Consider the following 25,702-nt stretch of genomic DNA (forward strand, 5'->3'; position numbering starts at 1 on the left):
CCGTCCGTCGCACCCGGAGCCCCTGGCACCCAGTGCCGCGGCGTACGCGCTCCTCACAGGGTTCGCTCGAGCGGTTCGTGAGAAGCCGTACCGCGTGAGAAGCCGTAAGCCCCCTCGTACGTAGCTCGCTGAAGGAAGTGACAGCTCATGTCCGCACCAGCGCCGTCCCCGCTGGCCATCGTCGACGCCGAGCCCCTGCCCCGGCAGGATGAGGTCCTCACCGACGCGGCCCTCGCCTTCGTGGCCGAGCTGCACCGGCTGTTCACGCCGCGGCGTGACGAACTCCTCGCCCGCCGAGCGGAGCGCCGCGCCGAGATCGCCCGCACCTCCACGCTCGACTTCCTCCCGGAGACGGCCGCCGTCCGCGCGGACGACTCCTGGAAGGTGGCCCCCGCTCCGGCCGCGCTGAACGACCGCCGGGTCGAGATCACCGGCCCCACCGACCGCAAGATGACCATCAACGCCCTGAACTCGGGCGCCCGGATCTGGCTCGCGGACTTCGAGGACGCCTCGGCGCCCACCTGGGAGAACGTGATCCTCGGCCAGCTGAACCTGACCGACGCCTACGAGCGCCGCATCGACTTCACCGACGCGCGCACGGGCAAGTCGTACGCCCTGAAGGACAACGCCGAGCTGGCCACCGTCGTGATGCGTCCGCGCGGCTGGCACCTGAACGAGCGTCACCTGGTGGACGGCGACAGCACCCCCGTGCCCGGCGCGCTCGTGGACTTCGGCCTGTACTTCTTCCACAACGCGCAGCGCCTCCTCGACCTCGGCAAGGGCCCCTACTTCTACCTGCCGAAGACGGAGTCCCACCTGGAGGCCCGCCTCTGGAACGACGTCTTCGTCTTCGCGCAGGACTACGTCGGCATCCCGCAGGGCACCGTCCGCGCGACCGTCCTGATCGAGACGATCACTGCGGCGTACGAGATGGAGGAGATCCTCTACGAACTCCGCGACCACGCCTCCGGGTTGAACGCGGGCCGCTGGGACTACCTCTTCTCGATCGTCAAGAACTTCCGTGACGGCGGTGCCAAGTTCGTCCTGCCGGACCGCAACGCGGTCACGATGACCGCCCCGTTCATGCGCGCGTACACCGAACTCCTGGTGCGCACCTGCCACAAGCGCGGCGCGCACGCCATCGGCGGCATGGCGGCGTTCATCCCCTCCCGCCGCGACGAGGAGGTCAACAAGGTCGCCTTCGAGAAGGTCAAGGCCGACAAGGACCGCGAGGCGGGCGACGGCTTCGACGGGTCCTGGGTCGCGCACCCCGACCTGGTCCCGATCGCCATGGCGTCCTTCGACAAGGTCCTCGGCGACAGGCCGAACCAGAAGGACCGGCTCCGCGAGGACGTCTCCGTCGCCGCCGGCGACCTGATCGCCGTCGACTCGCTCGACGCGAAGCCGACGTACGACGGTCTGGTCAACGCCGTCCAGGTCGGCATCCGCTACATCGAGGCCTGGCTGCGCGGGCTGGGCGCGGTCGCGATCTTCAACCTGATGGAGGACGCGGCCACCGCCGAGATCTCCCGGTCGCAGATCTGGCAGTGGATCAACGCGGGCGTGGAGTTCGAGAACGGCGAGAAGGCGACGCCGGAGCTGGCCCGCAGGATCGCGGGCGAGGAGCTGGCCGCCATCCGCGCCGAGATCGGCGACGAGGCCTTCGCCGCGGGCAACTGGCAGCAGGCCCACGACCTGCTCCTCCAGGTCGCCCTGGACGAGGACTACGCGGACTTCCTGACCCTCCCGGCGTACGAGCGCCTCGCGGGCTGACACCCCCGCACGGCACTGCGCCCCCGGTACCGCACAGCACCGGGGGCGCGGTCGTGTCCGCGGGTCACTTCTCCGAGTGGCCGAGGCTCCGGTGCGGTGCCACCCGGTCGCGGACCAGGCGCTTCACGGCCGTCGGCTCCGGGAAGCCCTGCTCACGGCGGTCCCAGACCACCTCGCCGTCGACCCGGACGACGAAGACGCCGCCCGTGCCGGGCTTCAGCGACAGTTCGGCCAGCTCGGTCTCGAACGTGGTCAGGAGCTCCTGGGCGAGCCAGGCGGCCCGGGGCAGCCAGCGGCACTGGGTGCAGTACTCGATCTGGACGCGGTGCGGGGACGTCACGGGTTCAGGGCTTCCTTTCGAGGTGCACGGACCAGTCCTGCTCGGCGGCCGGCTTGCCGTGCAGGTCCGGGACCCGCTTGAGCCAGTCCGGGCGGCCCCGCTGCGTCCTGGCCGCGCGGCGGGCGTCCTCGGCGGCGAGCTGCTCCCGGGTCGGGAATCCGGTGGGGAGCCAGGCACCGGAGGTCTTCACGCGGGCGGCGAGATAGCGGACGTAGGCCTCTCGCACCTCGTCCGGGCCGGCGAAACCGGGCTCGTCGGCGAGCCAGGCGTCCGGCACCTCGGCCGTGACGGCGTGGAGCAGCTCCTCGGTGACCCGGGGGGCGAGTTCGGCGTCGGCCGCCCGCAGGTCCGGGGCGAAGGAGCCGAGCGCGTGGTGGCGGAAGTCGTAGGCCTTCTCGGGCGCCGAGGCGTCCCAGCGGTGGTGGAAGACGAGCGCCGCGCCGTGGTCGATCAGCCAGAGCCGGGGCGGGGCGACGCCGAGCGTGGGCCAGACCATCAGGTTCGAGCTGTGCACCGTCCGGTCGACGTTGGCCGTGAGGGCGTCCAGCCAGATGACCCTGCCCGCCTCCAGCGGGTCGACGGGGAACTCCGCGGCGATCTCCGGAGTGAAGTCCCGCCCTCCCGAGAGGTAGTCCATGCCGAGGTTGAGTCCGGCGCTGGCACGCAGCAGGTCCTGGACCTCCTGGTGCGGCTCGTGCGCGGCGATCGCGGGGTCGAAGTGGACCAGCACCAGCTCCGGGATCCGCAGGCCGAGGGCGCGTCCCAGCTCCCCGACGATCACCTCGGCGACCAGGGCCTTGCGGCCCTGCGCGGAGCCGGTGAACTTCACGACGTACGTCCCGAGGTCGTCGGCCTCGACGACACCGGGCACGGACCCGCCGGCCCGCAGCGGGGTCACGTATCGGACGGCAGTCACTTCGCGCAGCACACGGCAACTGTAGATCAGGGGCACGGCGGGCCCGCCGTGCCCGGTGCGGCGCCCGGACGGGGGCCGCGGCCCGCCGGGGCCGGCCGGGGCCCGTCACGCGTCGGGCGCGGCCCCTCACGCGTCGGGCGCGGCCCGGAGCAGCGGGTTGGGGAGCGGCAGGTAGCGGGCGTCGGCGCCGTCGGCGCCCGTCCAGCGCAGCAGGAGGTTCGTCTTGCCGGGGAGGTCGGTGCGCGCGAGGAGGTTCCCGATCTCGGGGAGCCGGTGCGCGTCGTCGTACCGGGTCAGCTCGCGCCGTACGGCGGGCCACGGGTCGCTGCCCGGGTGGCGTTCCGCGAGCAGGGCGGCGAGTTCGCCGAGGTGGTTGACCAGCAGGCAGTACACCAGCCGCTCCCAGCCGGCGGCGCGGGACACCTCGCCCAGCAGCTTGACGCCCTCCGCGTCCCGGAAGAGCGCCTGGACGGGCATGCCGTCGGCGTCCACGGCGACCAGGGTGTTCTGCAGGTGCGCCTCCAGGACGACGCCGTGGCGCGCGAACGCGTCGAGGACCGGCGGCACGACCTGCCGCAGGTACGCCGCCCACCAGGCGCCGGGGTCGTCGGTGCGGTCCAGGGGGCTGCCGTCGAAGCCCTCGACGAGGGCGGCCGCGAGGAGCGGGGTGGCGCCGGGCAGGAGGTGGCCGTGCAGTCCGTCGCGGACGAGGACGGCCAGCTCCTCGAACGCGAAGTCCGCGGTGCGGTAGCCGCGGTCGGACAGCCAGGCGGCGGATCCGTCCGCCGTGGCGAACGCGGAGCCGGCCGCTTCGTCCGTGCGGCGCAGTTTCCGCAGGTCGTGGCGCCACAGGCGGCGGATGTCGTTGGTGATGCGCACATCGAGGCTGAACTTGAGGAAGAGATCGTCCCCGGGGGCGTACAGCGTGCGCACGGCGGCGGTGGGCCACAGCGGGCGCGCGGTACGGCCCAGGCGCAGCAGCCGGCCGTCCGCGAGGGCGGCCCGGATCTCCGGGCGTTCGGCCACCAGGTCGAGCTGCCAGGGGTGGGCGGGCAGCGGCCGGTAGCCGGGCGGGACCGCGCCGAGGGCGTCGAGCGCCGCCGGGTCGCCCTCCTCGACCACCGCGTCCTCACGCACGGCGAGCAGTTCCAGCGGGAAACAGGCGTACGCCTCGGGCGCGTACGGCAGCCAGCCCGCGACCGGGCCGCCGCCCCGCGCCTTGGGGGCGGGGTGGTGCGGGTGCCCGGTGACCAGGGACTGCTCGGAGCGGCGGTACAGGTCGTCCGGCGGCCGCGCGCCCGCGCGGGCGGCGAGCAGCGCGGCGACCGCGTCCCGGCTGTCGATCATCTCGGCGGGCAGCTCGGAGTTGGACAGGCCGGTGAGGCGGCGCAGCTCCTCGGCCGTGAGTTTCACCAGTTCGGCGTGGGTCAGCCGACGCCATGTGCCGTCCGCGCGGACCTCGGGACGGGCGGGCCGCCGGGTGCCGCGGACGCGCAGCAGCCGGCCGCTGGCCAGAAGCCGGTGCACGCCGGGGCCCTCGGCGGGCTCCGCGGCCTCCCGCAGCAGACAATTGAGCAGCGGTGCGGCGGCACAGGCGTCGGCCGCCTCGGCCATGTCGTCCAGGGAGGGCCCGGGGTGCAGGGAGTCCATGCGGTCCATTCGTTCCCCACGTTCCGTACGGTGCACTGTTCTCTGGTGATCAGTATGACCGTGCGTGACCAGTGGGCGAGTGCGCTGTCGGCCAGTCCGGCGTCCGCCGGCGGCCGCGGCGCGGTCCCCGTACCCAAGGAGTCCGACCGTGCACCGTCCTTCCCGGTCCGTGGCCGAGTTCGCCGCCGAACTCGACGCCGTACGACCCGATCTGTCGGCGCCGTACGCGGCGGAGCTGCCCGGCGCGCGGGCGGCCGTGCTGTCCCGGCTGTGGCGTGCGCTGGCCCATGAGCCGCTGCCGTGGATCGAGGGCCGGGAGGGGGGACGCGACAGTCTGACCGTCCGGCTCTCCGACGGGCGCCGGCTGCACGGGCCGCCCGCCGACCCCTACGCGACCACCGCGTACGCGGCCGAAGTCCGGCTGGAGGACCGGACGTACGGCGGACCGGACGAGCTGGTGTCCGCCCTGGGTGTCGCGCACGGAGCCGCCTTCGCGTCGGAACTCGCGAACAGTGTCGCCTCGTTGGCACTCTCCCGCGCCGGACGGCCCGACCCGGACCGGCCCGCGGAGACGAGCTGGGAATGGGAGCAGCGGGTGGTGGACGGCCATCCGTACCACCCCAACTGCCGTGCGCGCCCCGGGTTCTCGGTGGCCGAGCAGCTGGCGTACGGTCCCGAGCACCGGCCGGTGGTGGAGCTGCGGTCGGCGGCCGTGGACGACTGTCTCGTCACCGGCGTGTGGCCCGACTGGCTGCGCGACGGCGGACGCGTCCTGATCCCGGTCCACCCCTGGCAGGCGGACCATGTGCTGGGCACGCCGAGTCACAAGGGGCCCGCCGCGCACCCGTTGATGTCGCTGCGCACGCTGGCCCTGCCGGACGGTCCGCACATCAAGACCGCCCTGAGCGCGCGGCTGACCTCGTCCGTACGGGACATCTCCGTCTACTCCATCACGATGTCCGAGACGGTCTCGGCGTTCATGGAGACCGTGGCCGCGCGCACGGACGGCCTCCTGGACGTCACCCGTACGCTCGGCGCCGCCACCGCGGGCTCCCCCGACCTGGCCGCGGTGGTCCGCGAGTCCCCGGAGGCGTACGCGCGTGGCGGCGAGCGGGTCGTCCCGGTGGCGGCCCTCGCCACCACGGAACTGCCCCGATCGGCTTCCTGGCTGGCCGCGTTCACCCGGCTGGCGCTGGCCGCCTGTCTGCGCCTGCTCGACCTGGGCGTCGCGCTGGAGGCGCACGGTCAGAACCTGCTCGTGGTGCTCTCCGCCACGGGCGTCCCGCTGCGGCTCCTCTACCGCGATCTCGCCGACATCCGCGTCAGTCCGGCCCGTCTGGCCCGTCACGGCATCCCGGCGCCGGAGCTGTCCGGGCGCATGGTCACGGACGACGAGACCGCCCTGCGCCGCAAGCTGTTCGGTTCGCTGGTGGGCGGCGCGCTCGGCGCGACGGCGGGCTCCTCGGCCGTGCTGGGCGCGGCGCTGTCCGCGGCCGTACGGGATCTGCCGCGCACCCCCGACCTCACCGCGCTGCTCGAAGAACCGCTGCCCACGAAGGCGTTGACGCTGATGCGGCTGTCGCCCGGAAGGCCCGGCGACCTGTGGACGCGGTTGCCCAACCCGGTCTCCGGGCACCGCGCCGCCACCCGCTCGTTTTGAAGCGCGGCACCTTTGATCAATAGGATCCGCCGATGATCACAAGACAACGGCTGGCGGCGGGAATCTGCGCCCTGCTCGCCGCCCTGACGGCCGGGGCAGCCTTCCCGGCCGGAGCGGCCGCCGACGAACCGGCGGAGCAGGCGGCTCCCAAGGTCGAACTCGTCCTGGACGTCAGCGGTTCGATGCGCGCCCGGGACATCGACGGCGGGTCCCGGATGTCCGCGGCCAAGCAGGCGTTCAACGAGGTGCTCGACGCGACACCCGAGGAGGTCCGGCTCGGCATACGCACGCTCGGCGCCAACTACCGCGGCGACGACCGGAAGACGGGCTGCAAGGACACCGAACAGCTCTACCCGGTCGGGCCGTTGGACCGGACCGAGGCCAAGACCGCGGTGGCGACGCTCGCGCCGACGGGCTGGACACCGATCGGACCCGCGCTGCTCAAGGCGGCCGACGACCTGGACGGCGGGGAGGGCACCCGGCGGATCGTGCTCATCAGCGACGGCGAGGACACCTGCCGGCCGCTGGACCCCTGTGAGGTGGCCCGCGAGATCGCCGCGAAGGGCATCGGCCTCACCATCGACACCCTCGGCCTGGTGCCCGACGCCAAGACCCGTGACCAGCTCAGCTGCATCGCCGACGCCACCGGGGGCACCTACACCGCCGTCCGGCACAAGGAGGAACTCTCCGACCGGGTCGGCCAGTTGGTCGAGCGGGCCGCAGATCCGGTGGTGACGCCGGTCGCCGTGGACGGTGCCGACGCCTGCGCGAAGGCCCCGGCCCTGAAGTCCGGCCTCTACACCGACCGGGCGGAGTTCGGGCAGCACCGCTGGTACCGCGTCGACGTCCCGCCGGGCAAGGAGCTGCGCGCCTCGGTGAGCGTGGCCGCCGACCGCCGGGTCGCCCCCGACCACTCGGTGCTGCTGCGCGCGGTCACCGCGCACGGGCGCGAGATCGTCCGCGGCGAGGCGGCGGGCGACGGCCGTACCGACGTCGCGTCCACCGGGCTGCGCTATCCGAAGGCGGAGAGCGACGAGGAGGACGCGCCCGCCGAGGCCGTGTGCCTGCAGGTGTCCCACTCCTTCTCGGCGGCCGGCGGCGTGAAGACCGCACCCGGTCTGCCGCTGGAGCTGACGATCGACGTCGTCGACGGTCCCGACGAGGCCGCTGACGTCGCCGCGTTCGGTCTCGGGCGCGGCTGGTGGCTGCTCGGCGCCCTGGTGCTCACCGGATTCCTCGCGGGTCTGCTGTGGGGCTGGATCTCCCGCTGGCGGGTCGCGGTCTGGAGGACCAACTGATGCGTATCGCCCGTATGTTGACCGCGGCACTGTTCGTGCTCGGTGTCGCCGCTTCCCCGGCGTTCGCCGACTCCTCGCCCTCGGCGAGCCCGTCGGACGGCGGTGACGCGCCCACGGAGGCCGGCACGTCGTTCCGTACGGCGACCGAGATCGACCAGGGTCAGGAGGCCACCGCCGACGGCTCCACCGGCGACTACCTGTACTGGTCGTTCCCCGCGGACGCCGGGCAGCGGCCCACTGTGAAGGCGACGGTGAAGCTGCCCGAGGCCTCCACCCGGCACGCCGCCCAGACCTGGCAGATCGACGTGTACGACGGTCTGCGGCGCAGGCAGGCCTGCCAGTACGGGGCGCAGACGCGCACGGCCGCCCAGGACGCGGCGACGCTGGAGCTGTCCTGCACGCTGCGCACGGTCCGCGCCTGGTCGGAGATGTGGGCCGCCGACCCGCTGCCGGGCACGTACTACGTACGGCTGACGGCCGTGGACCTCCAGGTGTCCGACCTGGGGCTGCCCGTGGACACGAAAATCCGGGTGGACTCCCGGGACATCGGCGGCTCCGCCGCCGTGGACGGGTCGCTGGCCCGCCCGCTGGTCCCCGGGACCGCCACGGCGTCCGAGCAGTCGGACGAGGACTCCGACTCGACGGGCGCGGTGCTGTCCTCGATCGAGCCCGACGACGGGTGGTCCTCCGGCTGGTGGACCGACCGGTGGGTGTGGACCGCGGTCGGCGGCGTCCTCGCGGCGCTCGCCGGAGTCGGCGGATACACGCTGACGCGCGGCTCGGGCCGGCCGTCCCGGGTGCCGCCGGGCGCCTGATCCTGCGCGACACCTGCGGGAGGAGGCCCGCCGTGCCCCGGCACGGCGGGCCTCCTCGCGTCCGCGTCGGACGTCACTCGCCGCGCAGCGCCTTGGCCAGCGCTCCCTCGCCGGAGACCTCCACCCGTCCCTCGCGCACCGCCTGGCGGAGCGTCAGGGCGCCGCGGCTCAGCGCGGTGCATGTCCGCGCGTCCAGCGTCAGCCCGGTGTCCGGCTCGACCGGGGCCGGGCCCTCCCCGAACACGGGCCCCTCGCCGGCCCCCGCACGGACGTAGAACTCGCCTTCTTCGAGGCACACTTGGACGATCCCGTCACCCTCGCCCGCGAGGCAGCGCAGCAGCGGCAGCGCGAACCAGTGGGCGCGGACCGCGTCCGTGGGGCGCCGCTCCTCCAGTGCGGGCGCACCCCACTCCCCGAGCGCCTGCAGCACGGGCAGCAACTGCCGTCCTCGCGAGGTCAGTTCGTACACGTACGCCGCGCCGGGGGGCGGCAGGCGGCGCCGCGTGGTCAGCCCGTCGCGCTCCATGTCCTTGAGCCGGGAGGCCAGGACGTCCGTACTGACGCCGGGCAGATCCGCGTGCAGATCGGTGTAGCGGCGCGGGCCGGCGAGCAGTTCGCGGACGATCAGGAGCGTCCAGCGGTCACCGACGGCGTCGAGGGCCCGGGCTGCGGAACAGTACTGGTCGTAGCTTCGGCGAGGTGACATGCGACGCAGTCTAGACATGTTGTTGGACTTTCCAAGCGCCTACTTGGTAAAACCAAGCAACACCACAACACGGAGGTGCGCACCGCATGGAGTTCCGGCAGTCGAGCAAGCTCAGCGAGGTCTGTTACGAGATCCGTGGTCCGGTGATCGAGCACGCCAACGCACTGGAGGAGGCAGGGCACAGCGTCCTGCGCCTCAACACCGGCAACCCCGCGCTCTTCGGCTTCGAGGCGCCGGAGGAGATCATCCAGGACATGATCCGGATGCTCCCCCAGGCGCACGGCTACACGGACTCGCGCGGTGTCCTCTCGGCCCGCCGCGCGGTCGCCCAGCGCTACCAGGAGCGCGGCCTCGACGTCGACGTCGACGACGTCTTCCTCGGCAACGGCGTCTCCGAGCTGGTCTCGATGGCGGTGCAGGCACTGATCGAGGACGGCGACGAAGTCCTCATCCCCGCACCGGACTTCCCGCTCTGGACCGCCGTCGCGACCCTCGCCGGCGGCAAGGCGGTGCACTACCTCTGCGACGAACAGGCCGACTGGTACCCGGATCTGGCCGACATGGAGGCGAAGATCACCGACCGGACCCGGGCCGTGGTGATCATCAACCCGAACAACCCGACCGGCGCCGTCTACCCCCGGGAGATCGTCGAGGGCATCCTCGATCTGGCCCGGCGCAACGGCCTGATGGTGTTCGCGGACGAGATCTACGACCAGATCCTGTACGACGACGCCGTGCACCACTCCGCGGCGGCGCTCGCTCCCGACCTGGTCGTCCTCACGTTCTGCGGCCTGTCGAAGACCTACCGCGTCGCCGGGTTCCGCTCCGGCTGGCTGGTCGTCACCGGGCCCAAGCAGCACGCCCGCAGCTACCTGGAGGGGCTGACCATGCTCGCCTCCATGCGGCTGTGCGCCAACGCCCCGGCCCAGTACGCCATCCAGGCCGCGCTCGGCGGCCGCCAGTCCATCCACGAACTGACGGCACCCGGCGGACGGCTGCGCGAACAGCGCGACCGCGCCTGGGAGAAGCTCAACGAGATCCCGGGCGTCTCCTGCGTGAAGCCGAAGGGCGCGCTGTACGCGTTCCCGCGCATCGACCCCGAGGTGCACCGGATCCACGACGACGAGAAGTTCGTCCTCGACCTGCTCCTGCGCGAGAAGATCCAGGTCGTCCAGGGCACCGGCTTCAACTGGCCCCGCCCCGATCACTTCCGCATCCTCACGCTGCCGCACGCCGACGACCTGGACGCGGCGATCAGCCGCATCGGACGCTTCCTGAGCGGCTACCGTCAGTAGCGCGGCCCGGCCCGGCCACCGGTGCCGCCCGAGCCCGCCCGACCACGGGAAAACGCCCCGGCCGCCGCCTTCACCGGTCCGGCGGGACAGCACGGCACGGCGCCGCCGCGGGACGCCGGGCCGCCGCCCGGCTCCTCCTCCGGACGCGGCCGGGCAGCCGTCTGGCCGATCCGGTGCTGCGCGCCGCCGGACCCGGTGAGACCGTACGGGCAGAGCGACAGGAGGGCGCCGCGATGGGTGATCTGCTTCTTGTGCGGCACGGCGAGACCGAGTGGGCACTCACCGGCCGGCACACCAGCTGGACGGACGTCACGCTGACCGCGAAGGGCCGCGAGCAGGCGCGCGGCCTGGCTCCGCTCATCGGCTCGCACCGCATCGGCACCGCCTTCGCCAGCCCCCTGCGGCGGGCCCGGGAGACGGCGGAACTGGTGGGACTCGACGACGTGCGGATCGACGCCGACCTGCGCGAATGGGACTACGGCGGCTACGAGGGCAGGACCACCGTCGAGATCCAGCGGACCCGGCCGGACTGGTTCCTCTTCCGGGACGGGGTGGCACCCGGGCCCGACGAGCACCCCGGCGAGAGCCCCGAGGAGGTCGGGGAACGGGCCGACCGGATGCTGGCCAAGGTGGACGCGGCGCTGGCGAACACGGAGGGCAGCGTCGTGCTGGTCGCCCACGGGCACTTCCTGCGGGTCCTGACCGCGCGGCGCCTGGGGCTGCCGCCGTCGGGCGGTGCGCTGTTCCTGCTCGCCACCGGGACGGCCTGCCGGCTCAGTACGGAGCACGGGCGGCCGGTCGTCGCGAGCTGGAATGTCAGACCTCCCTCGTAGTCTTCGGAAGGTGCCGGTGTCTTCGGGCGCCGGCCTCCGGACCGGACCCCGTGGGGAGGAAGCGTGCAGTGACCCGACCGCCGACCGCCGCCCAGCGGCGCGTCATCGACGCCGCCGACCCCGTGACGGGGCGGCTGCGAGGGACGGAGACCCAGCTGGACTCCCTGGTGAAGCGGGGACTCGCCTTCCGGCACCCCAGGCCGCCGCACGACCACTTCCTGACACCGGCGGGTCATCGCCTGCGCGATGAGGAGGCCGCGCCCGAGCAGGTGCCCGCCGCGCCCGCCACCGGGGCCTCCGGGGTCTTCGCCGCCCGGATCGGCGGCGAGGAGGACGCCGCGCCCGGCCCCTCCCGTACGCGTGAGGTGCACAGTGCCTGGCAGGGACTCCTGGAGTTGCGCCGGATGACCGGCCCGAGCGGTGCCACGGACCGTCCCTGCGGCTGGGAGCGGGCGCACCTGGTGCAGGCCGCCGCGCTTGCCCTGGAGGCGGCGGGGCACCCCCCGGACGGGGCGGCGGGCCCCGGCTACCGGGTCCGGGCGACCCCGCAGCCGGAGGCCGTCGCCGTGCGCGACCCGGACGCCGAGCGGCTGCGGGCCTGCGCGACCACACTGGAGAGAGCGGGCTGGCAGGTCAGCACGCACGCGGAGCCGCGCACCGGGTCCTCGTACCTGCTCGCCTCGCCCCGGCGGACGTGAGCGCCGGGCCGATGCTCCTGGGGCGCGGAATGACCCGTGGGGCGAGGGAGTTGACACCGTGGGACCCGGGGCGGGCGGCCGTCCGTCCCCGGGTGCGTCCGACCGTCGCAGGATCGTGAAGGGGAAGTCGTGGCAGAGCCGTTTTCCGTGGCAGTGACCGTCCGCGGGTACGAGACCGACGTACAGGGGCACCTCAATCAGAGCGTGTATCTGCAGTACGCCGAGCACGCCCGGTGGTCCCTGCTGCAGGCGGCGGGAATCCGGCAGACCGACCTGATGGCCGAGGGCGTGGGGCCGGTCGCCCTGGAGACGACCATCCGCTATCTGCGCGAGCTGCGCGCCGGGGACGAGACCGAAGTGACGTGCGCCTTCGTCTGGGGCGAGGGCAAGACCTTCCGGATCGAGCAGACCATCCGCAAGCTCGACGGCACGGTCGCCGCCGAGCTGACGGGGGTCGGCGGCCTGATGGACCTCCAGCGGCGCAGGCTGGTCGCCGACCCCGCCGAGCGCTTCCGCACGCTGGCCGACGAGCCCGCCCTGTTCGGCCTCTGACCGAGCACGGCCTTACGACGCCGGCACCGCCCCCGAGGAGCGAACCGGCACCGGACCCATCGGACAGGGCCTAGGCGTCCAGCAGTTCGGGCCGGTGCACGGCGTCGTAGGCCGCGCGGGACTCGGCGATCGTGACGCGGTGCCGCTCGGCCCAGTCCGTGAGCGAGAGCAGGGTTGCGTGCAACTCGCTCGCCACGGCCGTGAGTTCGTACTCCACCTTCGGGGGTACCGTCGCGTGGACGGTGCGGGTCACGAGTCCGTCGCGCTCCAGATTGCGCAGGGTGAGGGTCAGCATGCGGCGGCTGATGCCCTCGACGCTGCGCTCCAGCTCCGTGAAGCGGATCGGGCCGTGGGCGGCCGCGACGATGATCAGCACGCTCCACTTGCCCGCGACCCTGTCAAGAACTTCGCGGACCGGGCACGCCTGCGCGAGCACGGCCTGCGAGGTAACACCGGTGTTCCCCTGGGACATCGAAGTTCCTCCTTATGCCTGTCCTCATGGTCACTCACGATGTTCTTCGTTACAAGTCGTGCACCTTTGGAGAACACGGAGGCCGTCGCCATGCCGACCCGGACCGAGTCACCGACCCGAGCCGCACACTCCCGCCGGGCGTCCCTGATCGTCCTGTGCGCGGGCACCCTGATGACGATCCTCGACGGCAACATCGTGACCGTCGCGATGCCCGCGATCCAGAACGACCTGGGTTTCTCGGGCCCCGGCCTCGCCTGGGTCGTGAACGCGTACCTGATCCCCTTCGGTGGACTCCTGTTGCTGGCGGGGCGGCTCGGGGACCTGGTGGGCCGCCGCCGCATGTTCACCGCCGGGCTCGCCGTGTTCACCGCCGCGTCCCTGCTGTGCGGCGTGGCCACCGGCCAGGGGATGCTCGTCGCGGCCCGCGCACTGCAGGGCGTCGGCGGCGCGATGACCTCCGCGGTCGTCCTCGGCATGCTGGTGGCGCTCTTCCCCGAGCCGCGCGAACAGGCCGGGGCCATCGCGGTGTTCAGTGCGGTGGGGGCGGCGGGCGGCGCTCTCGGGACGTTTCTCGGCGGGGCGCTGACCCAGGCGCTCGACTGGCACTGGATCTTCCTGATCAACCTGCCGATCGGCGTGCTGGCGTGGGCCGCCGCGTTGCGGGTCATCGCCCGGGACCGCGGCACCGGGCTCGGCGGCGGCGCGGACTACCCCGGCGCGGCACTGGTCACGGGCGCACTGATGCTGACGGTGTACACGATCGTCGGGGCGGGCGACCGCGCCCCGGGCGGCACGCTCGCCCTCGCCGCGGCATCGCTCGCCCTGTTCGCCGCCTTCACCGTGCGCCAGGCCCGCGCCGCCCGCCCGCTGCTGCGGCTCCGGCTCTTCCGCTCCCGCGTCCTGACCGGTGCCAACGCCGTGCAGGTCCTGATGATCGGCGCGATGTACGGCTTCCAGTACATCGGCGCGCTGTACCTGCAACGCGTGCTGGGTTATGGCGAGTTGCTCACCGGTACGGCCTTCCTGCCGGCGCCGGTCGCGATCGGGGTGCTGATGCTCGGCCTCTCCGCGCGCACGATCGCGCGCTTCGGCTCCCACCGGGTGCTGCTCGCCGGGCTGGCCCTGGTGACGGCCGGCATGGGGCTGCTGGCCCGCGCACCGGTCGACGGGCACTACGTCACGGACGTCCTGCCGGCGCTGCTGCTGCTCGCCACCGGTTTCGCGGCGGCGATGCCCGCGGTGACGGGGCTGGCCATGTCGGGGGCCCGGGAGGAGGACGCGGGGCTGGCCTCGGGGCTCTTCAACACCACCCAGGTGGTGGGGGGTTCACTGGGTCTCGCCATCCTGACGACCCTGGCGTCGGGCCGTACGGAGCGGCTGCTCGGCGAGGGCGAGCGGGCCGTGGCGGCGACCGCGGACGGCTACCGGCTGGCGTTCGCGGTGGGGACGGGGCTCGCGGCGGCGGCGCTCGCGCTGGCGGCAGGGGCGCTGCGGCCGGGACGCGTCGCGGCCGCGCCCGCGGCGGAGGAGACGTCCGCGACCGGGGGTCGTTCCGCGGCGAACGTCTCCCCGTGACGTGCAGCCCCTCCCGCGCCTCGACCGAGGGGAGCGCGGACCCGAACGGGCCCGTGGCCAGGGGCCGTTCGGGTCATGCGGACACGGCCGGAGGGACGCGCCTCTCTTGACGGGTATACGTCACTCGCAAAGTCTGGTAGGAAACCTTCCTAACAGTTCGTGAACGACGTACTCCCCCTACTGGAGGCACCGTGCACACCCCCCACATACGCACCTCACGTCGCACCCTGCTCGCGCTGTTCGGAGCATCCCTGGTGGCGGCGCCCGTCGTCGCGTCCCAGACGGCCACGGCCGCACCGGTCGGCCTCGACGACCCGGCGAAGAAGGAGATCGCCATGAAACTGGTCTCCAGCGCGGAGAACTCCTCGCTGGACTGGAAGGCGCAGTACAAGTACATCGAGGACATCGGCGACGGCCGCGGCTACACCGCCGGGATCATCGGCTTCTGCTCGGGCACGGGCGACATGCTCGACCTCGTCGAGCTCTACGCCCGGCGCAAGCCGGGCAACGTACTGGCCAAGTACCTGCCCGCGCTGCGCGAGGTGGACGGGACCGACTCGCACGACGGACTCGACCCGAACTTCCCGGCCGACTGGCGCAGGGCCGCCCAGGACACGGTCTTCCAGCAGGCCCAGAACGACGAGCGGGACCGGGTCTACTTCAACCCGGCCGTCCGCCAGGGCAAGGCCGACGGCATCGGCGTGCTCGGCCAGTTCGCGTACTACGACGCCATCGTGATGCACGGGGACGGGGGCGACAGCACCGGCTTCGGCAGCATCCGCCGCCGGGCGGTGGCCAGGGCCAAGCCGCCGGCCCAGGGAGGCGACGAGGTGACGTACCTGAACGCGTTCCTCGACGCGCGCGTCTGGGCGATGAAGCAGGAGGAGGCCCACTCGGACACCAGCCGCGTCGACACGGCCCAGCGGGTCTTCCTGCAGAAGCGGAACCTGAACCTGGACACGCCGCTGGACTGGAAGGTCTACGGGGACAGCTTCCACATCGGCTGACCCGTCCACCGGGTACGGCGCCCGGTACGGACGGCGGAGGGCGCGGCACCACCGTGGTGCCGCGCCCTCCGGGTGCCGCGCGGCCTTGTCCAAAGGCCGGACCGCCGGGATGCGTCGGGTCGTCAGTGGGCCGGGAGCGCCTTGCCGCGCGGGCCGAGCTCCTCACCGGCCTCCATGGGATGGGTGACGTCCTCCGCGTCCTGGCCCTTGCCGAGGTGGTTGAAGACGAGGTTGAGGAGCACCGCCGCCACACAGCCGGTCGAGATCCCCGAATCCAGGACGATCTTCGCCGTCTCGGGGAAGGCGTGGTAGAACTCCGGCGCTGTGATCGGGATGATGCCGACGGCCAGCGACACGGCGACGATCAGGACGTTGTTGTCCCGCTCCAGACCGGCCCGGACGAGGGTCTGGATGCCGCTCGCGGCCACCGAGCCGAACAGGACGACGCCCGCGCCGCCGAGAACCGGACGGGGGACGACCGCGATGAGCGAGGCGGCCATCGGACACAGGCCCATCAGCACCAGGAACCCGCCGCCGGTGGCGACGACATACCGGCTGCGCACCTTCGTCATCGCGACCAGGCCGATGTTCTGCGCGAAGGCGCTGCACATGAACCCGTTGAAGAGCGGGCTCAGCGCCGAGCCGAGGGTGTCGGCGCGCAGGCCGGCCGCGATGGTCTTCTCGTCGGCGGGCCGCTCCACGATCTCGCCCAACGCCAGCATGTCGGCGGTCGATTCGGTCATCGAGACGACCATCACGACGCACAGCGAGAGGATCGCTGCGACCTGGAACTGGGGGGCGCCGAAGTGGAACGGGGTCGGGAAGCCGACCACGTCCGCGTCGGCGACGGGACCGAAGTCCGTGACGCCGAACGGGATCGCGACGAGCGTGCCGAGCACCAGGCCGAGCAGCACGGCGATCTGCTTGACGAAGCCCCGGGTGAAGCGGCGCAGCAGCAGCACCAGGACGAGTGTGATGGCGGCGAGGCCCAGATAGGTCTTCGAACCGTAGTCGTCCGCCGCCGGGTTCGGCCCCTGCGCCCAGCCGAAGGCGACGGGCAGCAGCGAGATGCCGATCAGGGTGATCACGGTGCCGGTGACGACCGGCGGGAAGAAGCGGACCGCCTTGCAGAAGAAGGGCGCGGCTATGAAGCCGAGGACGCCGGCGACGATGACGGCGCCGAAGATGATCGGCAGCGCGTCGCTCTTGTCGTCGGCCGAGGCCACCACCGCGGTCATCGGCGCGACGCCGGCAAAGGTGACGCCGTTGACGAACGGGAGTCTGGCTCCGACCTTCCAGAAGCCGAGGGTCTGCAGGAAGGTGGCGAGGCCCGCGGTGAACAGGCAGGCGCCGGTCAGGAACGTGAGTTCGGTGCCGGACAGACCGACGGCGGCGCCGACGATCAACGGCGGGGCGACCACTCCCGCGTACATGGCGGCCACGTGCTGAAGGCCGCTGGCCGCCATCTTCAGGGGCGGGAGCTTCTCGTCGACTGGGTGGATCTGCTGATCAGTCGGGACTGCATCGGTGCGGGGCGCGGGCTGGGCGGCCACGGCGGCTCCTCCGGTCGGTTACGCGTCCGCCACGGCGGCGACGCGGGTTTCAGGGAGGTGATGCGCGGTCGTGCGGGACCGGGACGATACGTCGCGGAGGGAGCCTCCTCGACGATGGCCGACGCGGGACCCCGGTCCACCGGCGGCTCCGCGACGGAGACCGTTCCGGGGAGCCCGCACCTGCGTGCGCGCTCCCCGGACACGGCCACCACGAACCCCGCTCGGGTCCATGGCTACCGGCCGAGGGCCGTCCCCCTCAGCCGGAGATCTCCGGTTGTCAGGCCTGCGCGGCGATCCGCGCGAGGCGCTGCGCCTCCGCCCGCGTGGAGCGGGCGACGGCGTCCTCGTCGACGTGCAGCAGGCGGCTGTCCTCCACCACCGGCTTCCCGTCGACGAGCGAGAGTGCGACCGGGGCCGCCGCGCCGAAGACCAGCGCGGTCACCGGGTCGGCGATCGAGGCGTGGGCCAGGGTGTCGAGCTTCCACAGCACCAGGTCGGCGAGCTTGCCCGCCTCCAGGGAGCCGATCTGCGTGGCGCGGCCGAGGACCTGGGCGCCGCCGTACGTACCGAGGCGCAGTGCCTGGCGGGCGTTCAGAGCGGCCTCGCGGTGGGCACCGAGGCGGTTGATCAGCAGGGCGTTGCGCAGCTCGGTGTGCAGTTCGCCCGACTCGTTGGAGGCCGTGCCGTCGACACCGAGGCCGACCGGGACGCCGGCCGCCAGCATGTCGGGGACGCGTGCGATGCCGGCGGCGAGACGGGCGTTGGAGGAGGGGCAGTGCGCCACGCCGGTCTTCGTACGGGCGAAGGCGGCGATGTCGGAGTCGTTCATGTGGACGCAGTGGGCCATCCAGACGGCCTCGCCGAGCCAGCCGGTGGACTCGAAGTACTCGGTCGGGCCCATGCCGAACAGTTCCTTGCAGAACTGCTCCTCCTCCACGGTCTCCGAGCCGTGGGTGTGCAGCCGTACGCCCTTGCGGCGGGCCAACTCGGCGCCCTGCCTCATGAGTTCGGTGGAGACGGAGAAGGGGGAGCACGGCGCGACCGCGACCTGGACCATGGCGTCGAAGGACGCGTCGTGGTGCTCGTCGATCGTCGCCTCGGTGGCGGCGAGGGCGCCTTCGAGGGTCTCGACGGCGAAGTCCGGCGGCAGTCCGCCGTCCTTCTCGCTGCGGTCCATGGAGCCGCGGGCGAGGGTGAAGCGGACGCCCGTCTCGCGCGCCGCCCGGATGATGGCGCCGGACAGGTCGCCGGAGCCCTTCGGGAAGACGTAGTGGTGGTCCATTGCGGTGGTGACACCGCCGCGCGCCATCATGGCGAGGGAGCCCTGCGCGGCGGAGTACGCCATCTTCTCGTCGATGCGCGCCCAGGTGGGGTAGAGCGCGACGAGCCAGTTGAAGAGGTTGTGGTCCGTGGCCAGGCCGCGGGTGATCCACTGGTAGAAGTGGTGGTGGGTGTTCACCAGGCCGGGTGTCGCCAGATGCCCGGTTCCGTCGATGCGACGGACCACGTTCTCCAGGTTCTCGGGGGCCTTGCCGGCACCCACCGACTCGATCTTGTTGTCGGCGACGACGATGTGGCCGGAGGCGTACTCGGTGTCGCCCGCGTCCACGGTCGCGATGGCGCAGTTCTCGATGACGATGCGCTCGACTGCCACGGCGGTTCCTCGTTCTTCCCATTGGCGGACGGACCCGGGGGTCGAGCGGGGTGACGACCGGGTCCGTGGTGCTGTTGTTGCGCAGATGCCCCCGCTCTCCCCCTGGGATGTCGACGCCGGCGCACGCGTCGGGGGTCGGGCAGCAGTACCGCGGCGGCCCTGGTCGGCCGCTGGTGCAGTACTACAGGTTGGTGAGGTCCACCGGGATGTGGGGCTCGCAGCCGTCGCGCAGGATGGTGGCCTCGATGAGGCCGTACGGGCGGTCGGCCGCGAAGTAGACCTCGTTGTCGTTCTTGAGGCCGAAGGGCTCCAGGTCGACGAGGAAGTGGTGCTTGTTCGGGAGCGAGAAGCGGACCTCGTCGATCTCGCTGCGGTGATTGATGATGCGCGAACCCATCTGGTAGAGGGTCTGCTGCAGCGACAGCGAATAGGTCTCCGCGAAGGCCTGGAGCATGTGCTTCCTGACCTGCTCGTACGACTTCTCCCAGTGGGGCATCTTCTGCTCGTCGTCGGTCCAGTTGAACCGCCAGCGGGCGGACACCTGCGTCGCCAGGATGCGGTCGTACGCCTCCTTGAGCGTCGTGTACTTGTCCTTGACGTAGCCCCAGAACTCGGAGTTCGTCGAGTTCATCACGACCAGGTCCTTGAGGCCGGAGACGACCTCCCACTTCTCACCGTCGTAGGTGATCTGGGTGACCCGGGTCTCCTGGCCCTTGCGTACGAAGGAGTGGTTGACCTCGTCGGCGCCGATGAACTGCGAGTTGGCGTCGGACGTCGCGATCCGGTCCCAGGCGTACTCCTCGATGCGGATGCGCGCCTGGTGGATCGGCTCCTGCGAGGTGACGAAGTGCCGTGCGAGGTGGATGCCGAACTGCTCGGCGGACTCGATGCCGTACTCCTTGGCGAAGGCGTACACCGTGTTCTTGGTGGTGTCCGTCGGCAGGACGTTCGCGTTGGAGCCCGAGTAGTGCACGTCGTCCATGTCACCGCTGAGCGCGACGGAGACGTTCAGGTCCTTGATGTGGTGCGTGTCGCCGTCGCGCGTGACCTTCACGACGCGGTTCTCGGCCTTGCCGTACTGGTTCTGTCCCAGCATCGTCATGCGGGCAGGGCGGGATTGGGCTGTCATGTCTGCTAGCTCCCTCGGTAAACGGAGTAGCCGAACGGGTTGAGCAGCAGCGGTACGTGATAGTGCTCGCCCGGTACGACGGCGAAGGTGATCGCCACCTCGGGGAAAAACGCACCGCTGTCCCGATTCGCGGGGGCGTCCTGCTGCGCATCGGCTTGCTTCTTCTCGAAGTACGGCTCGACTGCGAAGTCGAGTCGTACGTGGGTCGTCCCCTCCGGCAGCGCCGGCAGGTCCTTGCACCGTCCGTCCGCGTCCGTCGCGGAGCCACCGAGCGCCCGCCAGTCCGCTTCCCGGCCGCTGCGAGCGGCGAGGCGGATGGCGACGCCCTCGGCGGGACGCCCGATGCTGGTGTCCAGGATGTGGGTGGACACGGAGGCCGTGCTGTCGGTGCTCATGCCTGTTCTTCCTGTGCGAGGGCGGTCAGCCGGATGCGGTTGATCTTTCCCAGCTCGGCACGGACGATCTCGCGCTCCTGCTCGGGCGCGTTGCCGATCCGCTCCTTGACCGCGTCGCGCATCTGCTCGCCGGTCCGGCCGGTGGCGCAGATCAGGAAGACGTGGCCGAACTTCTCCTGGTACTCCAGGTTCAGTTCGAGCATCTCCGCCTTCAGTTCCTCGGAGGCGCCGGCCATGCCGCGCTGCTCCCGGGAGGAGGTGGGATCCCCGGGCTTGGGGCGCCCGATCGGCGGATGCCCGGCCATCGCCTCCGCCAGGTCCCCGGCGGTCAGCCCGGTCATGGCGGCGTCGCTCCCGGCGAGAAGGTCGTCGAGGGTGGCGTACGGGCGGTGGGCGAGCAGCCTGCGCGCCCACGCCGTGGAGGCGCACGCCTCGTGGAGGGCGGCGAGGGCCGCGTGCTCCTCCAGGGCGTTGAACCGGGCGAGGCCGCCGGGTGTCGTACTCGAAGTCACGGGAAGCCTCCGTGGCCTTGTGCTGGACGGGCTGCGGATAGCTAACGCCCTCGGAAACACCACGTCAACACTTTGTTGAAAAATCCGGGTAACAAAAACCGCCGTCCGGACGATGCGGACGGCGGCCCACCGCGGCCGGGGCCACCGCGGTCGCTCTCTTGACGTTTCCCCTGGTCAGGAACCCGATCCCGGTTCCCGGGTCAGGATTCCTTCTCCCGGTTGAGATAGTTGTAGACGGTGAAGCGGGAGACGCCCAGCGCGCCCGCGACGGTCTCCACCCCGTGACGCACCGAGAAGGCGCCGCGGGCCTCCAGGATCCGCACGACCTCCTGCTTGGCCTTGCGGTCGAGGTCGGCGAGCGGCTTGCCCCGCTTGCGCTCCAGGGCGGCCAGGATGTGGTCCAGCGAGTCGGCGAGCTGGGGCAGGCGCACCGCGACGACGTCCGCCCCCTCCCAGGACAGCACCACATCGTCGGCGCCGGCCTCCCCGGGCGGCAGCATCTCGCCGCCCATGGCGTCGACCAGCGGCTTGACCGCCGTGACGAAGGGGTCGTCCCCGATGCCGGTCACTTATCGCCCTCCCCGGCCGCGCCGACCACGTTCACCTGCAGCGAGACGCGGGTGGCGCCCGCCTCCAGGGACCTGCGCAGCAGCGCGTCGACGGCGGTGAGCACCTCGTCGGCGGCACCCTCCGCGGTGTTGCCGAACGGGCCGACGTCCACGGCGTCCAGCTCGGCCGCCTCGATCACCTCACGGGCGACCAGTGCGTGCCGCGGCGCCTCGTCGAGGTCGAAGGGCTCGGTCGTGAACTCCACTCTCAATCGCACCCGCTCAACCTACTGCGCGGTGTCGATTTTCCGGCAGCCCCCTCTTGACAAGGTCCGACACCCGACGGCAATCTTCCATTAAGCAGAAACGAACTTCCGCAATACGGAACATCGAAACGGAAGGGAGCGCCGACCCCATGGGATTCGCAGAGCAGCGCTTCAACGTCAACCTGTCGATCCTCTTCACGGAACTCCCGCTCCTGGAGCGCCCCGCGGCCGCCGCCGCGGCAGGCTTCACCGCGGTCGAGCTGTGGTGGCCCTGGGTCGACTCCCCCACCCCCGAGCAGTCCGAGCTCGACGCGCTGAAGAAGGCGATCGAGGACGCGGGCGTCCGGCTGACGGGCCTGAACTTCTACGCCGGGCAGCTGCCCGGCCCCGACCGCGGCGCGCTGTCGCTGCCCGGCGCGGAGTCGGAGCGGTTCCGGGCCAACGTCGACGTGGCCGCCGGATTCGCCGAGTCGCTCGGCTGCAAGGCCCTGAACGCCCTGTACGGCAACCGCGTCGAGGGCGTGGACCCGGCCGAGCAGGACGCGCTGGCCCTGGAGAACCTGGTGCTCGCCGCGCGGGCCGCCGACCGGATCGGCGCGGTCCTCCTGATCGAGACCCTCAACCAGCCGGAGTCGCCGCGGTATCCGCTGGTGTCCGCCCCGGCGGGGGTCGGCGTCGTCGACAAGGTGAACGAGGCGACGGGGCTCGGCAACGCCAAGTTCCTCATGGACCTCTACCACCTGTCGATGAACGGCGAGGACCTGCCGTCGGTGATCGAGCGGTACGCCGACCGGACCGGCCACGTGCAGATCGCCGACAACCCGGGCCGCGGCGCGCCGGGCACGGGCTCCCTCCCTCTGGAGGACCTCCTCGACCGGCTCGCCAAGGCCGGGTACGCCGGCTGGGTCGGCCTGGAGTACAAGCCGGGCGACCGCCCGAGCGCGGAGGCGTTCGACTGGCTGCCGCGCGAGGCCCGCGCGGCCCGCTGACCGACCCGGAACGGCCGGCCCCGACGAGGCCGTCGCGGCCGCCGCCGGGACTCCGGACCGCGGCCGGGCCCCCGTTCGAGTCGCCGCCCCGCGCGCACCGCGGCAACCCCCAGACGCAGCACAGCAGTCAGAGAGGCACCCTCATGAGCAACCTCCCCAAGATCGCGTGGATCGGTCTCGGCATCATGGGCTCCCCCATGTCGGAGAACCTGATCAAGGCCGGGTACGACGTCACCGGCTTCACGCTGGAGCAGGACAAGCTGGACCGGCTGTCCGCGGCCGGCGGCACGGCGGCGGGATCCATCGCCGAGGCCGTGCGCGGCGCCGACGTCGTGATCACGATGGTCCCGGCCTCCCCGCAGGTCGAGGCGATCGCCTACGGCCCCGACGGCATCCTCGAGAACGCGCAGTCCGGCGCGCTGCTGGTCGACATGTCCTCGATCACCCCGCAGACCTCGGTGGACCTGGCCAAGGCCGCGAAGGACAAGGGCATCCGCGTCCTGGACGCGCCCGTGTCCGGCGGCGAGGCCGGTGCGATCGAGGCCGTCCTGTCCATCATGGTGGGTGGCGAGCGGGCCGACTTCGACGAGGCGAAGCCGATCCTGGAGGCGCTCGGCAAGACCATCGTGCTGTGCGGCCCGCACGGTTCGGGCCAGACCGTGAAGGCCGCCAACCAGCTGATCGTCGCCGTGAACATCCAGGCGTGCGCCGAGGCCGTGGTCTTCCTGGAGAAGTCGGGCGTGGACCTCAAGGCCGCCCTCGACGTCCTGAACGGCGGGCTCGCCGGCTCCACCGTGCTGACGCGCAAGAAGGACAACTTCCTCGACCGCGACTTCAAGCCGGGCTTCCGCATCGACCTGCACCACAAGGACATGGGCATCGTCACGGACGCCGCCCGCAACGTCGGCGCGGCCCTCCCGGTCGGCGCCGTGGTCGCCCAGCTCGTCGCGTCCCTGCGCGCCCAGGGCGACGGCGGCCTGGACCACTCCGCGCTGCTGCGCGCGGTCGAGCGCCTCTCCGGCGCCCAGCTCTGATCCAGGGCTCCCCCAGTCTCCGGGCGGCGCCGCCGCTGACAACCTGTCCTGTCGCGCCCAGGCGTCGGCGCCGCCCGGAACCAGCCCGCCCACCGGACCTCAACAAACTGTTGACGTCCGGATCGCCCCGAACTTAGGCTCCACGAAGCGGAAGCAGCTTTCCGCTGCCCCTCGTACGGAAGGTCCACGATGTCGAAGCGCGTGCTTACGACCGAGTCCGGCGCTCCGGTCGCCGACAACCAGAACTCCGCCACCGCCGGCGTCGGCGGCCCGCTCCTCCTCCAGGACCAGCACCTTCTGGAGAAGCTCGCCCGGTTCAACCGTGAGCGCATCCCGGAGCGCGTGGTGCACGCCCGCGGTTCCGGCGCCTACGGCTACTTCGAGGTGACCGACGACGTCACGGACTTCACGTACGCCGACTTCCTGAACACCGTCGGAAAGCGCACCGAGCTCTTCCTCCGCTTCTCGACGGTGGCCGACAACCTCGGCGGCGCGGACGCGGTCCGCGACCCGCGCGGCTTCGCGGTGAAGTTCTACACCGAGGAGGGCAACTACGACCTCGTCGGCAACAACACCCCGGTCTTCTTCATCAAGGACCCCATCAAGTTCCCCGACTTCATCCACTCCCAGAAGCGCGACCCGTTCACGGGCCGTCAGGAGGCGGACAACGTCTGGGACTTCTGGGCGCACGCCCCCGAGGCGACGCACCAGATCACCTGGCTGATGGGCGACCGCGGCATCCCGGCCTCGTACCGCCACATGAACGGGTACGGCTCGCACACCTACCAGTGGACGAACGCCGAGGGCGAGGCCTTCTTCGTCAAGTACCACTTCAAGACGAACCAGGGCATCCGCAGCCTGTCCACCGAGCAGGCCCAGGAGATCGCGGGCAAGGACGCCAACTCCCACCAGACGGACCTGCTCCAGGCCATCGAGCGGGGCGTGAACCCGTCCTGGACGCTGTACGTCCAGATCATGCCGGCGGCCGAGGCGGCCGACTACCGCTTCAACCCCTTCGACCTCACCAAGGTCTGGCCGCACGCGGACTACCCGCTGCGCCGCGTGGGCCGGCTGGTGCTGGACCGCAACCCCGACAACGTCTTCGCCGAGGTCGAGCAGGCCGCCTTCTCCCCGAACAACTTCGTTCCGGGCATCGGCCCCTCCCCCGACAAGATGCTGCAGGGCCGCCTGTTCGCCTACGCGGACGCGCACCGCTACCGCCTGGGCGTCAACCACACCCAGCTCGCGGTCAACGCGCCGCGGGCCACGGTCGCCGAGAACTACGGCCGCGACGGTCTGATGGCCGCCAACGCCCAGGGCCGCGCCGCCAAGAACTACGAGCCGAACTCCTACGACGGTCCGGCCGAGACCGGCCGCCCGCTGTCGGCGCCGCTCCCCGTCGCCGGTCACACGGGCACGCACGAGGCCCCGCTGCACACCAAGGACGACCACTTCTTCCAGGCGGGCGAGCTGTACCGGCTGATGTCCGCGGAGGAGAAGTCCCGGCTGATCGCGAACATCGCCGGCGGCCTCTCGCAGGTCTCCCGCGACGACGTCGTCGAGAAGAACCTCGCCCACTTCCACGCGGCCGACCCGGAGTACGGCAAGCGCGTGGAGGAGGCGGTCCGCGCCCTGCGCGAGGACTGAGCCTCGCCCCAGGACGCCCGCGACAGCCCTGGACCCGGATGAGGGGTGGTCCACCGGCTGATCCGGGCAGGTCGGGGGCCGCGGCGGTGTGCGAGCCAGTGCGGTGGTCAAGGTTCGGAACGCCCTTCTCGACCTGAGGGGAGGGCGTCCCGGTCCCATCGCATCCGCCGCGGTCCCCCAGCCACTCCCCCGACCAAGGGGGACACCACAGACCCCGTCCGGCGGCGCGAACGTCCTGTCGCGCCCAGCCTCGCGCCGTCGGACGGCAACAACGGCACAGCCCACCGGCCCGGGGGGGGGGGGGGGGGGGGGGGGGGGGGGGGGGGGGGGGGGGGGGGGGGGGGGTGGGGGGGGGGGGGGGGGGGGGGGGGGGGGTGGTGGGCGT

At 72.1% G+C, this 25,702-nt stretch carries 25 protein-coding genes; 13 read left to right on the forward strand and 12 right to left on the reverse strand.

Annotation, left to right across the window (positions count from 1 at the left end):
* The first annotated feature begins 147 nt into the window (after positions 1-147).
* Positions 148-1,773, forward strand: coding sequence for a malate synthase A (aceB, locus tag ACZ4NT_RS16775; RefSeq protein ID WP_467725990.1), 1,626 nt, complete (start codon positions 148-150; stop codon positions 1,771-1,773).
* 64 nt (positions 1,774-1,837) lie between these two features.
* On the opposite strand, the gene ACZ4NT_RS16780 is transcribed toward aceB, so the two are convergent.
* From ACZ4NT_RS16780 to ACZ4NT_RS16790, 3 genes are all read right to left on the reverse strand, one after another.
* Complete coding sequence (locus ACZ4NT_RS16780; protein ID WP_467725991.1) at positions 1,838-2,113, reverse strand: Rdx family protein; 276 nt, start codon at positions 2,111-2,113, stop codon at positions 1,838-1,840.
* Between the two features lie 4 nt (positions 2,114-2,117).
* Positions 2,118-3,041: a HipA family kinase gene (locus ACZ4NT_RS16785; RefSeq protein ID WP_467725993.1), complete on the reverse strand. Its 924-nt coding sequence runs from the start codon at positions 3,039-3,041 to the stop codon at positions 2,118-2,120.
* Positions 3,042-3,155: 114 nt separating this feature from the next.
* The gene (locus ACZ4NT_RS16790; RefSeq protein ID WP_467725995.1) at positions 3,156-4,688 is read right to left on the reverse strand and encodes an IucA/IucC family protein; all 1,533 of its coding nucleotides are present in this window, start codon (positions 4,686-4,688) and stop codon (positions 3,156-3,158) included.
* Positions 4,689-4,827: 139 nt separating this feature from the next.
* Between ACZ4NT_RS16790 and ACZ4NT_RS16795 the strand changes: the two genes are divergently transcribed.
* The 3 genes from ACZ4NT_RS16795 to ACZ4NT_RS16805 are packed head-to-tail and all read left to right on the forward strand — an operon-like array spanning position 4,828 to position 8,452.
* Positions 4,828-6,339 carry an IucA/IucC family protein gene (locus tag ACZ4NT_RS16795; protein WP_467725997.1) on the forward strand — a complete coding sequence of 504 codons (1,512 nt, stop codon included), beginning with the start codon at positions 4,828-4,830 and terminating at the stop codon, positions 6,337-6,339.
* 32 nt (positions 6,340-6,371) lie between these two features.
* A complete protein-coding gene (locus ACZ4NT_RS16800; protein ID WP_467725999.1) occupies positions 6,372-7,637 on the forward strand; it encodes a VWA domain-containing protein in 1,266 nt (421 codons plus the stop codon).
* The gene (locus ACZ4NT_RS16805) at positions 7,637-8,452 is read left to right on the forward strand and encodes a hypothetical protein (protein ID WP_121407554.1); all 816 of its coding nucleotides are present in this window, start codon (positions 7,637-7,639) and stop codon (positions 8,450-8,452) included. Before ACZ4NT_RS16800 ends, ACZ4NT_RS16805 begins: the two co-directional genes overlap by 1 nt.
* Positions 8,453-8,525: 73 nt before the next feature.
* On the opposite strand, the gene ACZ4NT_RS16810 is transcribed toward ACZ4NT_RS16805, so the two are convergent.
* Positions 8,526-9,158: a winged helix-turn-helix transcriptional regulator gene (locus tag ACZ4NT_RS16810; protein WP_467726001.1), complete on the reverse strand. Its 633-nt coding sequence runs from the start codon at positions 9,156-9,158 to the stop codon at positions 8,526-8,528.
* Between the two features lie 86 nt (positions 9,159-9,244).
* Between ACZ4NT_RS16810 and ACZ4NT_RS16815 the strand changes: the two genes are divergently transcribed.
* From ACZ4NT_RS16815 to ACZ4NT_RS16830, 4 genes are all read left to right on the forward strand, one after another.
* On the forward strand, positions 9,245-10,453 hold the full coding sequence (locus ACZ4NT_RS16815) for a pyridoxal phosphate-dependent aminotransferase (protein WP_467726003.1): 1,209 nt from the start codon (positions 9,245-9,247) through the stop codon (positions 10,451-10,453).
* 233 nt (positions 10,454-10,686) lie between these two features.
* Complete coding sequence (locus ACZ4NT_RS16820; protein ID WP_121406848.1) at positions 10,687-11,286, forward strand: histidine phosphatase family protein; 600 nt, start codon at positions 10,687-10,689, stop codon at positions 11,284-11,286.
* 68 nt (positions 11,287-11,354) lie between these two features.
* Entirely contained in the window at positions 11,355-11,984 is a 630-nt protein-coding gene (locus tag ACZ4NT_RS16825; RefSeq protein ID WP_467726005.1) for a hypothetical protein, read from the forward strand.
* A gap of 129 nt (positions 11,985-12,113) precedes the next feature.
* On the forward strand, positions 12,114-12,536 hold the full coding sequence (locus ACZ4NT_RS16830; RefSeq protein ID WP_121406844.1) for an acyl-CoA thioesterase: 423 nt from the start codon (positions 12,114-12,116) through the stop codon (positions 12,534-12,536).
* Between the two features lie 70 nt (positions 12,537-12,606).
* On the opposite strand, the gene ACZ4NT_RS16835 is transcribed toward ACZ4NT_RS16830, so the two are convergent.
* Positions 12,607-13,008, reverse strand: a complete 402-nt coding sequence (locus ACZ4NT_RS16835; protein WP_467726007.1) for a winged helix-turn-helix transcriptional regulator — start codon at positions 13,006-13,008, stop codon at positions 12,607-12,609.
* 90 nt (positions 13,009-13,098) lie between these two features.
* Between ACZ4NT_RS16835 and ACZ4NT_RS16840 the strand changes: the two genes are divergently transcribed.
* The gene (locus ACZ4NT_RS16840; RefSeq protein ID WP_121407553.1) at positions 13,099-14,583 is read left to right on the forward strand and encodes an MFS transporter; all 1,485 of its coding nucleotides are present in this window, start codon (positions 13,099-13,101) and stop codon (positions 14,581-14,583) included.
* Between the two features lie 191 nt (positions 14,584-14,774).
* Positions 14,775-15,590: a chitosanase gene (locus tag ACZ4NT_RS16845; RefSeq protein ID WP_121406841.1), complete on the forward strand. Its 816-nt coding sequence runs from the start codon at positions 14,775-14,777 to the stop codon at positions 15,588-15,590.
* Positions 15,591-15,712: 122 nt separating this feature from the next.
* On the opposite strand, the gene ACZ4NT_RS16850 is transcribed toward ACZ4NT_RS16845, so the two are convergent.
* The 7 genes from ACZ4NT_RS16850 to ACZ4NT_RS16880 form a co-directional block, all read right to left on the reverse strand.
* Positions 15,713-17,056, reverse strand: a complete 1,344-nt coding sequence (locus tag ACZ4NT_RS16850; protein WP_467726124.1) for a nucleobase:cation symporter-2 family protein — start codon at positions 17,054-17,056, stop codon at positions 15,713-15,715.
* Positions 17,057-17,420: 364 nt separating this feature from the next.
* Positions 17,421-18,797 carry an 8-oxoguanine deaminase gene (locus tag ACZ4NT_RS16855; protein WP_467726009.1) on the reverse strand — a complete coding sequence of 459 codons (1,377 nt, stop codon included), beginning with the start codon at positions 18,795-18,797 and terminating at the stop codon, positions 17,421-17,423.
* Between the two features lie 181 nt (positions 18,798-18,978).
* Entirely contained in the window at positions 18,979-19,926 is a 948-nt protein-coding gene (gene pucL / locus ACZ4NT_RS16860; RefSeq protein ID WP_121406837.1) for a factor-independent urate hydroxylase, read from the reverse strand.
* A 5-nt stretch (positions 19,927-19,931) separates the two neighbouring features.
* Positions 19,932-20,321, reverse strand: coding sequence for a hydroxyisourate hydrolase (uraH, locus tag ACZ4NT_RS16865; RefSeq protein WP_121406835.1), 390 nt, complete (start codon positions 20,319-20,321; stop codon positions 19,932-19,934).
* A complete protein-coding gene (uraD, locus tag ACZ4NT_RS16870; protein ID WP_121406833.1) occupies positions 20,318-20,833 on the reverse strand; it encodes a 2-oxo-4-hydroxy-4-carboxy-5-ureidoimidazoline decarboxylase in 516 nt (171 codons plus the stop codon). The genes uraH and uraD overlap by 4 nt, the downstream gene beginning before the upstream one ends.
* A 200-nt stretch (positions 20,834-21,033) precedes the next feature.
* Positions 21,034-21,402, reverse strand: a complete 369-nt coding sequence (locus ACZ4NT_RS16875) for a helix-turn-helix domain-containing protein (protein ID WP_121406831.1) — start codon at positions 21,400-21,402, stop codon at positions 21,034-21,036.
* Positions 21,399-21,659, reverse strand: coding sequence for a YkoF family thiamine-binding protein (locus ACZ4NT_RS16880; RefSeq protein WP_183117073.1), 261 nt, complete (start codon positions 21,657-21,659; stop codon positions 21,399-21,401). The genes ACZ4NT_RS16875 and ACZ4NT_RS16880 overlap by 4 nt, the downstream gene beginning before the upstream one ends.
* Positions 21,660-21,796: 137 nt before the next feature.
* Here ACZ4NT_RS16880 and ACZ4NT_RS16885 point away from each other — a divergent pair, with 137 nt between their 5' ends.
* The 3 genes from ACZ4NT_RS16885 (at position 21,797) to ACZ4NT_RS16895 (ending at position 25,317) form a co-directional block, all read left to right on the forward strand.
* A complete protein-coding gene (locus tag ACZ4NT_RS16885) occupies positions 21,797-22,636 on the forward strand; it encodes a TIM barrel protein (RefSeq protein ID WP_121406827.1) in 840 nt (279 codons plus the stop codon).
* Between the two features lie 143 nt (positions 22,637-22,779).
* Positions 22,780-23,670: a 2-hydroxy-3-oxopropionate reductase gene (locus ACZ4NT_RS16890; RefSeq protein WP_121406825.1), complete on the forward strand. Its 891-nt coding sequence runs from the start codon at positions 22,780-22,782 to the stop codon at positions 23,668-23,670.
* Positions 23,671-23,859: 189 nt separating this feature from the next.
* Positions 23,860-25,317, forward strand: a complete 1,458-nt coding sequence (locus tag ACZ4NT_RS16895) for a catalase (RefSeq protein ID WP_121406823.1) — start codon at positions 23,860-23,862, stop codon at positions 25,315-25,317.
* Positions 25,318-25,702: the final 385 nt, after the last annotated feature.

Source organism: Streptomyces sp. NPDC026417, assembly GCF_055567695.1.